The organism is Actinophytocola sp. (genome assembly GCF_036555685.1).
In the GTDB taxonomy this organism is placed as follows: domain Bacteria; phylum Actinomycetota; class Actinomycetes; order Mycobacteriales; family Pseudonocardiaceae; genus Actinophytocola.
Genome location: NZ_DATBKY010000041.1, coordinates 16,515 through 30,042 on the forward strand (window position 1 = coordinate 16,515; position 13,528 = coordinate 30,042).

The window sequence follows — 13,528 nt, forward strand, 5'->3', positions numbered from 1 at the left end:
CGTCCGGGATTGTCGACAATCCTACGGGGGAGCCTAGGCTAGTGACCTCGGGCGATCCACTCCTCCAGGTGAGGCGCCTCGGCCCCGATCGTGGTGTCGTCCCCGTGGCCGGTGTGCACGACGGTCTCAGGCGGCAGTGTCAGCAGCCGCTCGCGGATCGAATGGACGATCGTCGGGAAGTCCGAGTAGGACCGGCCCGTGGCGCCGGGCCCGCCGTTGAACAGCGTGTCGCCGGTGAACACGACGCCGAGCTCGGGCACGTGCAGGCAGATCGCCCCCGGCGCGTGGCCGGGCGTGTGCAGCACTCGGACGTCCGTGCCCGCGACGCGCAGCGTGTCGAGGTCGGTGAGCTCGGCGGACGGTCGCGTGTCGGGGTGCGCGAGCCGCCAGAGAGGGTCGTCGGCCGGATGCAGCAGGACCGGCGCGCCGACCTTGGCCGAGAGCGCGGGCGCGGCGTTGACGTGGTCGTCGTGCGCGTGCGTGCAGACGATCGCGACGATCTCGCGTCCGTTCGCGGCGACGGCGATGGCCTCGGCATCGTGGGCGGCGTCGACGACCAGGGCCTGCTCGTCGTCGCCGAGGAGCCAGACGTTGTTGTCGACATCCCAGCTGCCGCCGTCGAGGTTGAACGTGCCGGAGGTGACGATCTTCTCGATCCGGGCCGGCACTAGAAGACCACCACCGAGCGCAGCACATCGCCGTCGTGCATCTTGGTGAACGCCTCCTCGACCTGGTCGAGCGCGATGGTCTCGGTGACGAACGCGTCGAGGTCGAGCCGGCCCTGGCGGTAGAGGTCGATCAGGTACGGGAAGTCGCGCGAGGGCAGGCAGTCGCCGTACCAGCTGGACTTGAGCGAACCGCCGCGCGAGAAGAAGTCGATCATCGGCATGTCGAGCCGCATGTCCGGCGTGGGGACGCCGACCAGCACGACCGTGCCGGCGAGGTCGCGGGCGTAGAAGGCCTGCTTCCAGGTCTCGGGACGGCCGACCGCTTCGATCACGACGTCCGCGCCGAAACCACCGGTGAGCTCCTGGACGGCCTCGACGACGTCGGCGTCCTTGGCGTCGACCGTGTGCGTGGCGCCGAACTTCCTGGCCCACTCGAGCTTGCGCTCGTCGAGGTCGATCGCGATGATCTTCGTAGCGCCGGCGATCGAGGCGCCCGCGACCGCCGCACTGCCGACACCGCCGCAGCCGATGACCGCGACGCTGTCACCGCGCGTCACGCCGCCGGTGTTCACCGCGGCGCCGAGGCCGGCCATGATCCCGCAGCCGAGCAGCCCCGCGGCGGCGGGGCTGGCCTCCGGGTCCACCTTGGTGCACTGTCCGCTGTGGACGAGCGTCTTCTCGGCGAAGGCGCCGATGCCCAGTGCCGGCGAGAGCTTCGTGCCGTCGGTGAGCGTCATCGGCTGCTCGGCGTTGAAGGTGGCGAAGCAGTACCAGGGGCGGCCGCGCAGGCAGGCGCGGCAGGTGCCGCAGACGGCGCGCCAGTTGAGGATGACGTAGTCGCCGGGCGCCAGGTCGGTCACGCCCTCGCCGACGGACTCGACGGTGCCGGCGGCTTCGTGGCCGAGGAGGAAGGGGAACTCGTCGTTGATGCCGCCCTCGCGGTAGTGCAGGTCGGTGTGGCAGACGCCGCAGGCCTGGACCCTGACCACCGCCTCGCCCGGCCCAGGATCGGGCACGACGATCGTCTCGATCTCGACGGGCGCGCCCTTCGCCCTGGCGATGACGCCCCGAACCTCCTGAGCCATGTGCCACCTCGTCTCCGTGCACCGATACGTAGGTGTACTTCTACCAGGCCGGCGGCGCCGGTTGTCGGGCCGAGTTTCGCGACCAGCCGGAATTCGGCGCCTCCCGGGTTGTCCACAGAGTCGCACCTCGGCGGGTGAATCTTGTCGGTGGGCCGGTGAGGTGGTGATCGGGGGCCGGAGGCCAGGTGGTTGGCTGCGCCGTGGATCAGCGGCGACCTGGCCCGAATGTGGCTCGCGGCCGGCGGGGATGCTCGGCTTCGTTGCTCGGCTCCGCCTCCGTTGTGCGGTTGGCGCTCAACCGCTCACCAGGGGCAGCAGGTTGGGGCGCCAGACGCCGTCGTGTTCTCTTGCTGTCTTCAGGCGTTCCCCGGGGACCTCGCCGTAGGTCGTTGTCCGCTGCCTTGCCGGGCGGCCTGCCTTGTGTGCCAGCGCTTCCAGATCGGCGATCGTCTTGTAGCTGCCGTTCTCCGAGCCTGCCATCCGGCTGATCGTTTCCTCCATCAGCGTGCCGCCCAGGTCGTTCACGCCGCCGCGCAGCACGTCCACCACGCCCTGCTCCCCCAGTTTCACCCAGCTCGTCTGGATGTTGGCGATTCGCCCGTGCAGCAGCAGGCGCGCCAGGGCGTGAACCGCGCGGTTCTCCAGGTGCGTCGGGCCGGGGCGGGCTATGCCGGCCAGGTAAAGGGGGGCGTTGGTGTGGACGAACGGCAACAGGACGAACTCCGTGAAGCCGCCCGTCCGTTCCTGCAGTTCCCGGATCAGTTTGAGGTGTGCGACCCAGTGCGACGGGTTGTCGACATGGCCGTACATCATCGTCGAGGTCGTCGGCATACCCAGGTCGTGTGCCGTCGTCACGACCTCGATCCACGCGTCAGTCGGGAGTTTCCCCTTTGTCAGGATCCACCGCACGTCATCGTCCAGGATCTCTGCCGCGGTGCCCGGTAACGAGTCCACTCCGGACTCTCGGGCAGCCGTCAGCCAGTCGCGGATGGACATGTTCGTGCGCGACGCGCCGTTCACGACCTCCATCGGGGAGAAGGCGTGTACGTGCAGGCCCGGCGCGCGCTTCTTGACCTCCGCCGCGATGTTGAAGTACGCCGTTCCGGGCAGGTCCGGGTGGATGCCACCCTGCATGCAGACCTCGGTGGCGCCCACCGTCCACGCCTGGACCGCCCGCTGGCCTACCTGGTCCAGCGACAGGGTGTAGGCGTCGCTGTCCGTACGGCGCTGGGCGAACGCGCAGAAGCGGCAGCCCGTGTAGCACACGTTCGTGAAGTTGATGTTGCGGGTGACCACGTACGTCACCTCGTCCCCGACGGCGTCGGCGCGCACGGCGTCTGCCAGGGAAGCCAGGGCCTCGATCTCCGCCCCCGGGGACGCCGACAGCAGCGTGAGCGAGTCCTCATCGGACAGTCCACTCGGGTCGGACTCGGCGTGCCGCAGCGCGGCGGCGAACGACGAGCGGAGGCGGTCCGCCGGGCCCGAGGCGCGCGACGGCAGTGACGTCACCCGCGCGCGCAGCTCCTCCCAGTCCCCGTACACCGAGTCGAAGTCGTCGCGCCGGTCGCCCGTGCGGCCCACCGTGTCGATCGAGGCGTGCAGGTCCGTGCGGCCCGAGTCGGCCAGCGCGACCTCCGGCTCCTGCCAGGGGCGGCCCACCGGTGTCGCGCCCGGGACGGCCAGGCCGGTCACCGGGTCGGCCAGCGCGGCGACGTGACCGGCCACCCGCGGATCCAGCCACGGCTCGCCCCGCCGGACGTACTCGGGGTAGATCGGCAGCCGTTCGGCCAGCCGGAAGCCGGCCGCCGAGGTGTGCTCGGTCAGCTCGTCCAGGCCAGGCCACGGACGCTCCGGGTTGACGTGGTCGATGGTCAGCGGCGACACGCCACCCCAGTCGTCGACCCCGGCGCGCACCAGCAACGAGTACTCGCCGCCGATCAGGTTCGGGGGCGCCTGGATGCGCATCTTCGGGCCGAGCACCAGCCGTGCGACGGCGACCGTCGCGGCAAGCTCGGCTGCCTCGACGTCCGCCATGCCGGCCATCGCCGTGTCCGGCTTCGCACGGAAGTTCTGCACGATGACTTCCTGGATGCCGCCGTACTGCCGCGCGACCCGCCGGATCGCGAACAGCGAGTCGACCCGCTCGGCCGGCGTCTCGCCGATCCCGATCAAGATGCCGGTGGTGAACGGCACGTTGCTGCGCCCCGCGTCCTCCAGCACCCGCAACCGCACCGCCGGTTCCTTGTCCGGCGAGCCGTAGTGCGCGCCGCCCTTTTCCGACCACAGCCGCGTCGCCGTGGTCTCCAGCATCATGCCCATCGACGCCGACACCGGCTTCAGCCGCTGGAAGTCGCTCCACGACAGCACGCCGGGGTTCAGGTGCGGCAGCACCCCGGTCTCCTCGAGCACCTTGATCGACATGGCCCGGACGTACGAGAGCGTGTCCGGGTAGCCGGCCTCCTCGAGCCACTCCCGCGCGGCGTGCCACCGGTCCTCGGGCCGGTCGCCGAGCGTGAACAGCACCTCCGTGCATCCCAGCTCCGCGCCCCGGCGAGCGATGTCGAGCACCTCCTCCGGGCTGAGGAACGCGGCCGGCACGCGGCCCGGCACGGTGGCGAACGTGCAGTAATGGCAACGGTCGCGACACAGCTTGGTCAGCGGCACGAATACGCTGCGCGAGAACGTGATCACGCCCGGCCTGCCGGTCGCCTCGAGGCCGGCGTCCCGGACCCGCGACGCGGCCGCGAACAGCTGCTCGAGCTGCTCACCGCGCGCGTGTAGAAGCGTCTCGGCCTCGGTGCGGTCGAGCGCCACCCCGTCGCGGGCGCGGCGCAGCGCCCGCCGGATGGCTGACTCACTCGGCACGAAACCCTCGGTCACGGACACCCCTCCTGCTCGCGCGTGGCTGCCGTGCCCCCAAGCTAGCCCTCGCGGCCGACATCCCCGGCGTGATGGTCGTCGCTCTCTCAACGACAACCTCGCCTCGCCCGAGATCATTCCGGCCGCGACACCGATCGGCTCGGTGCCCAGCAGGACGCGGGTCGAGCCGCAGAGGCATCGTTGGTAGCGAACCCGGCCCTCGCTGGTGAGGCGGCTCGAGGCGGTGCGGATGGCGGCCGGACCGATCGCCACGCCGCCGCGCAGCGCCGCCGCGCCGGCCGGCTGCTCCCCCACCTGCGCCAACCGCGACGCCGTGCGCCGCCACCGGGCACGGGCCGCCGCCCACTGACATGCTCCTGACGTGTGCGGGCCGGCGGCGTACTCCCCCGGGCGTAGCCGCGGAGTCCACGCGGCGCTGACGACTTCCACAGCCGATGGGAGGAGTCTGAGGGCCGGAGGTGGAACCATGAACACCGCGATTCGTGCCATGGGCCGCTCGCTGGGGCGGAGCTGGGCCGAGGGCACCAGGATGGAGCACATCGCGTTCGTCGTCGGCGGGGTGTTGTTCGCGAGCGGGCTCGCGCACGTGGTCTATCTGCTCGCGACCGGCGCGTCGTGGGTCGGACCGGTCTCGCTGCGCAAGGCGGCGACCTTCGGGCTGTCGTTCGGCCTCACGCTGGCCACGGTCACGTGGGCCACGCATTTCGTCCGGCAGAACCCGGTCATGCGGCGGGTGCTGCTCGGCGGGTTCACGCTGGCGTGCGTGCTCGAGACGTTCCTCGTGTCGCTGCAGGCGTGGCGCGGCGTGCCGTCGCACTTCAACTTCCAGACGCCGTTCGACGCGGCCGTCGCCGGCATGCTGGCGTTCGGCGGCCTGCTGATCGTCGTGCTCGTGCTGGCGTTCACGCTGTCGGCGTTCCGCGGTGTCGGCCAGAACTCGCCGAGCATGCGGCTGGCCCTGCGATACGGGTTCGTCGTGCTGGCCGCGGCGATGGGCATCGGTGCGGCGATGATCGCGGTCGGCGTGCCGCTGTCGCGGGCCGACCCGCAGGCCGCGTTCGACACGGGCGGTTTTCTCAAGCCGGCCCACGCGGTCACGATGCACGCGATCCTCGTGCTGCCCGGGCTCGCCTGGCTGCTGACGTTCACGTCGTGGGCGGAGTCCGTGCGGATGCGGATCGTGCGGCTCGGCATCGCCGGTTATACGCTCGTCGGTGCGGTCGTGATCGTGGAGTCGATCGCGAGGGTGTCGCCACTGGACGCGCCTCTCGTGCCGACGCTGCTGTCGCTGGCCGGACTCCTCGCGCTGGTCGCGGCGGGCCTGGTCGCGTGCTACGGCGCGCTGTACCGCCGGACTGTCGACAGGGGCGGACAATTCCCGACATCAGTGCACGAATCAGTAACCTGAGGAGATGCCGACGAGGAAGTCGAAGACCGGCCGGACACAGCAGCAGCGCAGCGCCGCGATGCGCCGTCGCCTGCTCGACGCCACCGTCGACTGCCTCGTCCGCTACGGCTACTCCGGCACCACGACGACCCGGGTCACCGAGCTCGCGGGGGTGACCCGGGGCGCGCAGGTGCATCACTTCCCCACCCGCGCGGACCTCGTCTCCGCCGCGGTCCGCCACCTCGCCGCCCGGCGCACCGAGCTCGCCTTCGAGAAGATCGACGCGGTCCGCGACGCGCCCGACCCGCTCGACGCCGGGCTCGACCTGATGTGGGAGATCCACCAGGGCCCGATCCAGTACGCGACTGTCGAGATGTGGGTCGCGGCCCGTACCGACCCCGAGCTGCGCGAGCAGCTGACGGCCGTGGAGCCGGAAGCCCGCGCGGCGCTGATGGAGTTCTCCGCGGCCGCGTTCGGCCGCTACGCCGACAACCCCCGGTTCCGGCACGTCATGTACACCGCGTTGGACACCGTCCGCGGCATCCTCCTACTTGGACTGTCCAACCCGGACAAGGGCCAGCTGGACATGTGGTGGAAGCGTGCCAAGGCGGACCTGCGGCTGCTGATCGACACCGCGCTCGGTCAGCCGGACCGCAGCAACGGGGCGAGGTAGGCGCGGGCGAACGCGCGGACCTCGTCGTCGCTGGACAGCGGGATCGCGCCGTCGGGCATGAGGGTGAACGAGATAGCCAGGCGGACGAACACTTCCGCGATGCCGGCCGGGGTGCGGTCTGCCACCGGCGCGTCCGGGGCCTGGCGCACGAGGAAGTCCCGCGCCGCGGCGACGACCAGGGCGCCGTTGGTGGTCAGGTACGGCAGCAGGGCCTCCGGGTCGGCGGACAGCAGGCGGTTGAGCAGCCGGTCCTCGCGCGCGTAACGCACGCCGACGACGAAGCCCGCCACGAGCCGTTCCTCAGGCGACGCCAGGCCGGCGACCGCCTCCGCGATGCTGCTGAAGAACCGCCGCGACTCGCGGACCAGGACCGCCTGCACGAGCGCGTCCTTGCCGTCGAATCGGCGGTACAGCGTCGCGCGGGAGACGCCGGCCCGCCGCGCGACGACGTCGACGTTCGTGCGCCGCAGGCCGTAGGCGAGGAACTCCGCGAACGCGGCGTCCAGAATGGACTCTCCCACTGCGTCGGTGTCCGGCTCGGCCAGGACGAGCTCCAGCAGGCTCATCCGCTCGGCCCGACCCCGGCGCGGGCGTAGCCCTGGCGGGCGCGCTCGGTGTACTTCAGCCGCGGCGGCACCACGCGCCAGGCGGTACTCACCGCGCGCCGGAACCGCCGGTGGCGGCGCTCGTCGCGCTCGGTCCACCGCTCACCGATGCGCTCGCGCACCGCGGGCGGCAGCGTGCCGACCGACAGCCACCACAACGGCTTCGCCGTCGGCTTGCGCGCGAGCCGGTACAGCGGCGTCGGCACGAGCGGGAACGTCGCCGGCGGTTCCTTCGCGAACTCGATCAGCCCGCGCGCGGCCGGCGTGATCACCAGCTCCTCCCGGCACATCCGGTCGAAGTACTCGAGGAAGCTCGCCCAGTCCGGCGGCACCGCCCGGTCGCTCACGCCGTACGCCCGGTACACCTGCCGGGACTCCGCGTAGAGCTGCTCCTTCTCCGCCCACGTCATCGGGTGGTCGAACAGGTCGATCATCTGGAAAAGCGCGTCGAAGATCGTCGCGTGCGCCCAGAAGTACACCTCCGGGTCGAGTGCGTGATAGCGCTTCCCGTGGCCGTCGACACCCTTGATGTGCGTGTGGTAGTCGCGGATCTTGCGAGCGGTGCGCGCGCCGTGCGGCCAGTCGAACGTGACGCCCTGGATCTCCGGCACCGAGCGCAGCACGCGCTCCCACGGCTCGTTGAAGAAGTCCGAGTGCTGCTCCACGCCGGCGCCGAGCCCGGGATGCATGAGCTGCAGCAGGCCGGCCTTGACCAGCAGCAGGTACCCGCGCACCTCGCCCGCCCAGCGCCAGTGCAGCGAGCCCGGCCCCGGCAGCTCGACCGCGGGCTCGGCCCGCGCGGATGCGGTCACGACGGCCTCCTCGACGAGTCGATGAGACATTCGTGAATCTTTGTATCACATCCCGGGTCGGTCAGGCGGCCTTGTAGTCGTAGAAGCCGCGGCCGCTCTTCTTGCCGAGCAGGCCGGCGTCGACCATGCGCAGCAGCAGCGGCGGGGGTGAGTACAGGGGCTCCTTGAACTCGGCGTACATCGACTCGGCGATGGCCTTGGTCGTGTCCAGGCCGATCAGGTCGGTCAGCGCCAGCGGGCCCATCGGGTGCGCGCAGCCCTGGACCATGCCGGTGTCGATGTCCTCCGCCGACGCGAAGCCGGACTCGAGCATGCGGATCGCCGACAGCAGGTAGGGCACGAGCAGGGCGTTGACCACGAAGCCCGCGCGGTCCTGGGAGAGGATGACCTCCTTGCCCAGCACGTTCTCCACGAACGCGTCCGCCCGCTCCTTCGTCGTCTCGCCGGTGAGCAGCGACGGCACGAGCTCGACGAGCTTGAGCACGGGTACCGGGTTGAAGAAGTGGATGCCGATGACCTGCTGGGGCCGCGACGTGGCCATGCCCAGCTTCATGATCGGGATGGACGACGTGTTCGAGGCGAAGATCGCGTCCGCGTCGGTGATCACCTTGTCCAGCGTGCGAAACACCTCGGTCTTGATCTGCTCGCTCTCCGCCACGGCCTCGACGACGAGCTGCCGGTCGGCGAAGTCGCCGATGTCCGCGGTGAACCGCATGCGGCCGAGGGCGTCGTCGCGGTCGGCCTCGGCCAGCTTGCCGTTGCGCACTGCCCGCCCGAGGGACTTCTCGACGCGGGCCCGGCCCGCGGCCAGCGCGTCCTGGTTCACCTCGTTCACCACGACGTCAAGCCCCGCGCGGGCACAGACCTCCGCGATGCCCGACCCCATCAGCCCGCAGCCGACAACCCCGACCCGCACTAGTCCGCCTCCCCGAGATTCAAACCCTTGGTCGCCTTGTGCGACGGAATGTACTGCCTGGTCACGTACTTGTGGCTGGGTTGTGTCACTTTCCCCTGAGGTGCGGTTGGGAAGCCCACGGCCCGGTCGATCCACATGCCCTCCACGATTCAGACGTTTCGCCGGTACTGACCACCGACCTCGAAGAAGGCATCGGTGATCTGGCCGAGCGTGCACACCCTAGCCGCGTCCATCAGCACGCCGAAGACGTTCTCGTCGGCCGCAACCGCGTCACGCAGCCGGCGCAGGGCCTCCCGCGCCTCCCCGGCGTTCTTCTGCTGGAACCCCCGCGTGCGGTCGACCTGCGAGCGCTTCTCCTCCTCGGTGGCGCGGGCGAGCTCGATCGTGGGCAGGTCCTCGGCGTTGTCCTTGCTCGGCAGGAACGTGTTGACGCCGACGAGCGGCAGCGAGCCGTCGTGCTTGCGCTGCTCGTAGAGCATCGACTCGTCCTGGATGCGGCCGCGCTGGTAGCCGGTCTCCATCGCGCCAAGCACGCCGCCGCGCTCCGAGAGCCGCTCGAACTCGGCCAGCACGGCCTCCTCGACGAGGTCGGTCAGCTCGTCGATGACGAACGAGCCCTGCAGCGGGTTCTCGTTCTTCGACAGACCCCACTCCTTGTTGATGATCAGCTGGATGGCCATCGCGCGGCGCACCGAGCTCTCCGTCGGCGTGGTGATCGCCTCGTCGTAGGCGTTGGTGTGCAACGAGTTGCAGTTGTCGTACAGCGCGCACAGCGCCTGCAGCGTGGTGCGGATGTCGTTGAAGTGCATCTCCTGCGCGTGCAGCGAGCGGCCGGAGGTCTGCACGTGGTACTTGAACTTCTGCGAGCGCTCGTTCGCGCCGTAGCGCTCCCTCATGGCCACGGCCCAGATCCGCCGGGCGACCCGGCCGATCACGCTGTACTCGGCGTCGAGGCCGTTGGAGAAGAAGAACGACAGGTTCGGCGCGAAGTCGTCGATGTCCATGCCTCGGGCGAGATAGGACTCGACGTAGGTGAACCCGTTGGCCAGGGTGAAGGCCAGCTGGCTGATGGGGTTCGCGCCGGCCTCGGCGATGTGGTAGCCGGAGATCGACACCGAGTAGAAGTTTCGGACCTTGTTGGCGATGAACCACTCCTGGATGTCCGCCATCATCCGCAGGCTGAACTCCGTGGAGAAGATGCACGTGTTCTGGCCCTGGTCCTCCTTGAGGATGTCGGCCTGGACCGTGCCGCGGACGTTGGCGAGCGCCCACGCGGTCAGCTCCGCCCGCTCTTCGTCGGAGGGCTGGCGGCCGTGCTCCGCCGCGAACTTGTCGACCGTCTGGTCGATCGCGGTGTTGAGGAAGAAAGCGAGGATCGTCGGCGCCGGACCGTTGATCGTCATCGAGACCGATGTGGACGGTGCGGTCAGGTCGAAGCCGTCGTAGAGCACCTTCATGTCGTCGAGCGTCGCGATCGAGACGCCCGAGGTGCCGATCTTGCCGTAGATGTCCGGCGGGGTGTCCGGGTCGTGCCCGTAGAGGGTGACCGAGTCGAACGCCGTCGACAGGCGGGTGGCCTCGGAGCCCTCGGACAGGTAGCGGAAGCGGCGGTTCGTGCGGAACGCGTCGCCCTCGCCGGCGAACATGCGGGCCGGGTCCTCACCGTCGCGCTTGAACGGGAACACGCCGGCCGTGAACGGGAAGTGGCCCGGCAGGTTCTCCTTGCGCAGGAAGCGCAGCAGCGAGCCGTCGTCGTCGAACCGGGGCAGCGCCACCCGCGGCACCCGGGTGCCGGAGAGCGTCTCGCGCCACAGCTTGGTGTGCAGCTCCTTGTCGCGCACGCGCACGACGAGCTCGTCGCCGGTGTAGTCGTCCTTGACCTGGTCCCAGCGGTCGAGCAGGTCGGCGGTGTCGCGGTCGACGCGCCGCTTCGCCTCCTTCACGAGCCGGTCGATGTCCGACGTGGACGCGCCGGCCCGGTCGAGGGCCGTCCGGGCGTGGCTGAGCGCGGACTCCTCGCGTATCGCGGCCACCTGCTCGTCGGTGTGCGCGTGGTACGCGCGCACGGTCTCGGCGATGTCCGCGAGGTAGCGCACCCGCTGCGGCGGCACGACCGTCGCCGCCCGGGTGGACACCTTGCCCTCCGGGCGGGCGAGTGTCGGCTCGCCGGCCGCCAGCCCACGGTCGGCGAGCAGGTCGCGCAGGTGGTGGTAGAGGGCCGTGACGCCGTCGTCGTTGAAGGTGGCGGCGCTGGTGCCGTAGACCGGCATGTCCTCCCACGACTCGCCGAAGGCCTCGCGGTTACGGACCAGCTGGCGAGCGACGTCGCGGCGGGCGTCCTCCGCGCCGCGGCGCTCGAACTTGTTGATGGCCACGACGTCGGCGAAGTCCAGCATGTCGATCTTCTCGAGCTGGGAGGCGGCGCCGAACTCGGGCGTCATCACGTACAGCGAGGTGTCGACGAACGGGACGATGGCGGCGTCACCCTGGCCGATGCCGGGTGTCTCGACGATGACCAGGTCGTTGCCGGCCGCCTTGGCCGCGGCGATCGCGTCGGTGAGGTGCTCGGGTACCTCGGTGACCGCGCCACGCGTGGCCATCGAGCGGAAGTACACCGAATCGCCGTCCCCGCCCGGGACACCGGCGATGCCACCCAGCGTGTTCATCCGGATCCGGTCGCCGAGCAGCGCGCCGCCCCCGCGGCGGCGGCTCGGGTCGACCGCGAGCACGGCGATGCGCAGCTTGTCCTGCTGGTCGAGGCGGAAGCGGCGGACGAGCTCGTCGGTGAGCGAGGACTTGCCGGACCCGCCGGTGCCGGTGATGCCGAGGACCGGGACCCGGCGGCGCTCCCCGGCCTCGCGGACCTGCTCGAGGGTGGCCTCGGCGAGCTTGCCGGCCTCGAGCTTGGTGATGACCTGGGCGAGCGCGTCGTGCTGGCCGGCGTACAGCGCGTCGAGGGAGGGCTCGGGCCGGTCGGCGAGGTCGGTGTCGCAGGCCTCGATCATGGAGTTGATCATCCGGGCGAGGCCCATCTCCTGGCCGTCGTCGGGGGAGAAGATGCGGGCGACGCCGCGCTGGTGGAGCAGGTCGATCTCCTGGCGGACGATCACGCCACCCCCGCCGCCGAAGACCTTGATGTGGCCGGCGCCGTGCTCGTTCAGCAGCTCGACGAGGTAGGTGAAGTACTCGACATGGCCGCCCTGGTAGGCGCTGATGGCCACGCCTTGCACGTCCTCCTGGATGGCAGCGCGCACGACCTCGCGGACGGAGCGGTTGTGGCCGAGGTGGATCACCTCGGCGCCCTGCGACTGGAGGATGCGGCGCATGATGTTGATCGCCGCGTCGTGCCCGTCGAACAGGCTCGCGGCGGTGACGAACCGGACGGGGTGCACGGGGCGGTGCAGCGCTCGGGTGGCCATAAGAATAGTTTGATGTCCTACTTTCCTACGTGCAACCAATGTGGTACGCGTCTCGTCAGCCGGTCATCAGGATCCGCGCTCGACCTGCGATGATGTCGCGATGGTTCCGGAATCGGTCCGCCGCATGCTCGATGACGACCTCGCGTCACGCTCGCTGGGCATGACACTCGTCGACGCCGGCACGGGCTACGCGGTCGTCCGCATGACGATCACCGACACCATGGTCAACGGGCACGACATCGCCCACGGCGGATACGTCTTCCTGCTCGCCGACACGGCCTTCGCGTGCGCGTGCAACAGCCACGGCCCGGTGACGGTCGCCGCGGGTGCCGACATCACGTTCGTGGCCTCCGCCCGCCTGGGCGACGAGCTGGAGGCCCGCGCGGAGGAACGCGTGGTCTACGGCCGCAGCGGCATCTGCGACGTGACCGTCCGCCGCGGCGACGAGGTGGTGGCCGAGTTCCGCGGCCGCAGCCGGACGCTGCGCGGCTAACCGAGGATCGCTGCGGCGAGCGTGTGCAGGCCTTTCTCCAGGCGCACGGTCTCGCCACGCTCGAGCAGCCGGAGGATCGGCTCCGCCTGCAGGCCGGCGAGCAGCAGGTCGGCGAGCAGCGGGGCGTCGAGATCCGGCCGCTCCGCCGCGATCAGCTCGCTGATGTGGCCGTGCCAGAACGTGTAGACGGGGTGGTCCCCGCCGTGCGCGCGCGGCGCGACCTCTTGCCCGAGTGCGGCCAACAGGCCCTTGTTGCGACCGATGACGTCGACTACCGCGGACAGGAACGCCAGCAGCCGCTCCCGTGGCGAGGCGCCCGGGCCCAGCGGCGGCGGGCCGGTCTCGACCTCGTCGCGCAGGCCGAGCGCGCGTTCCTGCATGAGCGCGATCATCAGGCCCATCCGGCTGCCGAAGCGGTGGAACACGGTGCCCTTGCCGACCCCGGCCGCCGCCGCGACCTGCTCCATCGTGACCTCCTCCGGGCGGTGCCGGGAGAGCAACTCCTCGGTCGCACGCAGGATCGCGCGCCGGTTGCGTGCCGCGTCCACACGTTCCTTGACCATGCCACCCTCACGCTCGACAAGTGGACC

11 protein-coding genes are annotated in these 13,528 nt (G+C 70.5%); 3 read left to right on the forward strand and 8 right to left on the reverse strand.

The annotated features are described in order from the left end of the window. Nucleotides 1-38: 38 nt before the first annotated feature. From VH969_RS04155 to VH969_RS04165, 3 genes are all read right to left on the reverse strand, one after another. Nucleotides 39-668, reverse strand: coding sequence for an MBL fold metallo-hydrolase (locus VH969_RS04155; RefSeq protein ID WP_331970597.1), 630 nt, complete (start codon nucleotides 666-668; stop codon nucleotides 39-41). Beyond that, entirely contained in the window at nucleotides 668-1,753 is a 1,086-nt protein-coding gene (locus VH969_RS04160) for an S-(hydroxymethyl)mycothiol dehydrogenase (protein WP_331970600.1), read from the reverse strand. Before VH969_RS04160 ends, VH969_RS04155 begins: the two co-directional genes overlap by 1 nt. A 294-nt stretch (nucleotides 1,754-2,047) precedes the next feature. Next, nucleotides 2,048-4,600, reverse strand: coding sequence for a bifunctional FO biosynthesis protein CofGH (locus VH969_RS04165; protein ID WP_414638425.1), 2,553 nt, complete (start codon nucleotides 4,598-4,600; stop codon nucleotides 2,048-2,050). 499 nt (nucleotides 4,601-5,099) lie between these two features. Between VH969_RS04165 and VH969_RS04170 the strand changes: the two genes are divergently transcribed. Then, complete coding sequence (locus tag VH969_RS04170; protein WP_331970606.1) at nucleotides 5,100-6,041, forward strand: hypothetical protein; 942 nt, start codon at nucleotides 5,100-5,102, stop codon at nucleotides 6,039-6,041. 4 nt (nucleotides 6,042-6,045) lie between these two features. After that, a complete protein-coding gene (locus VH969_RS04175) occupies nucleotides 6,046-6,693 on the forward strand; it encodes a TetR/AcrR family transcriptional regulator (protein ID WP_331970609.1) in 648 nt (215 codons plus the stop codon). On the opposite strand, the gene VH969_RS04180 is transcribed toward VH969_RS04175, so the two are convergent. From VH969_RS04180 to icmF, 4 genes are all read right to left on the reverse strand, one after another. After that, nucleotides 6,663-7,259: a TetR/AcrR family transcriptional regulator gene (locus VH969_RS04180; protein ID WP_331970612.1), complete on the reverse strand. Its 597-nt coding sequence runs from the start codon at nucleotides 7,257-7,259 to the stop codon at nucleotides 6,663-6,665. The genes VH969_RS04175 and VH969_RS04180 overlap by 31 nt on opposite strands. Further along, on the reverse strand, nucleotides 7,256-8,110 hold the full coding sequence (locus VH969_RS04185) for an oxygenase MpaB family protein (RefSeq protein WP_331970615.1): 855 nt from the start codon (nucleotides 8,108-8,110) through the stop codon (nucleotides 7,256-7,258). The genes VH969_RS04180 and VH969_RS04185 overlap by 4 nt, the downstream gene beginning before the upstream one ends. Nucleotides 8,111-8,171: 61 nt before the next feature. Then, nucleotides 8,172-9,026, reverse strand: coding sequence for a 3-hydroxybutyryl-CoA dehydrogenase (locus VH969_RS04190; RefSeq protein WP_331970618.1), 855 nt, complete (start codon nucleotides 9,024-9,026; stop codon nucleotides 8,172-8,174). A gap of 149 nt (nucleotides 9,027-9,175) precedes the next feature. Then, complete coding sequence (gene icmF / locus VH969_RS04195; RefSeq protein WP_331970621.1) at nucleotides 9,176-12,445, reverse strand: fused isobutyryl-CoA mutase/GTPase IcmF; 3,270 nt, start codon at nucleotides 12,443-12,445, stop codon at nucleotides 9,176-9,178. A 124-nt stretch (nucleotides 12,446-12,569) separates the two neighbouring features. Between icmF and paaI the strand changes: the two genes are divergently transcribed. After that, entirely contained in the window at nucleotides 12,570-12,938 is a 369-nt protein-coding gene (gene paaI / locus VH969_RS04200; protein WP_331970843.1) for a hydroxyphenylacetyl-CoA thioesterase PaaI, read from the forward strand. On the opposite strand, the gene VH969_RS04205 is transcribed toward paaI, so the two are convergent. Next, a complete protein-coding gene (locus tag VH969_RS04205; protein WP_331970624.1) occupies nucleotides 12,935-13,501 on the reverse strand; it encodes a TetR/AcrR family transcriptional regulator in 567 nt (188 codons plus the stop codon). The two genes, paaI and VH969_RS04205, sit on opposite strands and share 4 nt — an antisense overlap. Nucleotides 13,502-13,528 lie beyond the last annotated feature (27 nt).

Excerpts from the sequence above, each read along its gene's own strand:
- VH969_RS04160 (WP_331970600.1), bottom strand. The coding sequence starts at position 1,753 with ATGGCTCAGGAGGTTCGGGGCGTCATCGCCAGGGCGAAGGGCGCGCCC.
- VH969_RS04170 (WP_331970606.1), top strand. The coding sequence starts at position 5,100 with ATGAACACCGCGATTCGTGCCATGGGCCGCTCGCTGGGGCGGAGCTGG.
- VH969_RS04175 (WP_331970609.1), top strand. The coding sequence starts at position 6,046 with ATGCCGACGAGGAAGTCGAAGACCGGCCGGACACAGCAGCAGCGCAGC.
- VH969_RS04180 (WP_331970612.1), bottom strand. The coding sequence starts at position 7,259 with ATGAGCCTGCTGGAGCTCGTCCTGGCCGAGCCGGACACCGACGCAGTG.
- icmF (WP_331970621.1), bottom strand. The coding sequence starts at position 12,445 with ATGGCCACCCGAGCGCTGCACCGCCCCGTGCACCCCGTCCGGTTCGTC.
- paaI (WP_331970843.1), top strand. The coding sequence starts at position 12,570 with ATGCTCGATGACGACCTCGCGTCACGCTCGCTGGGCATGACACTCGTC.
- VH969_RS04205 (WP_331970624.1), bottom strand. The coding sequence starts at position 13,501 with ATGGTCAAGGAACGTGTGGACGCGGCACGCAACCGGCGCGCGATCCTG.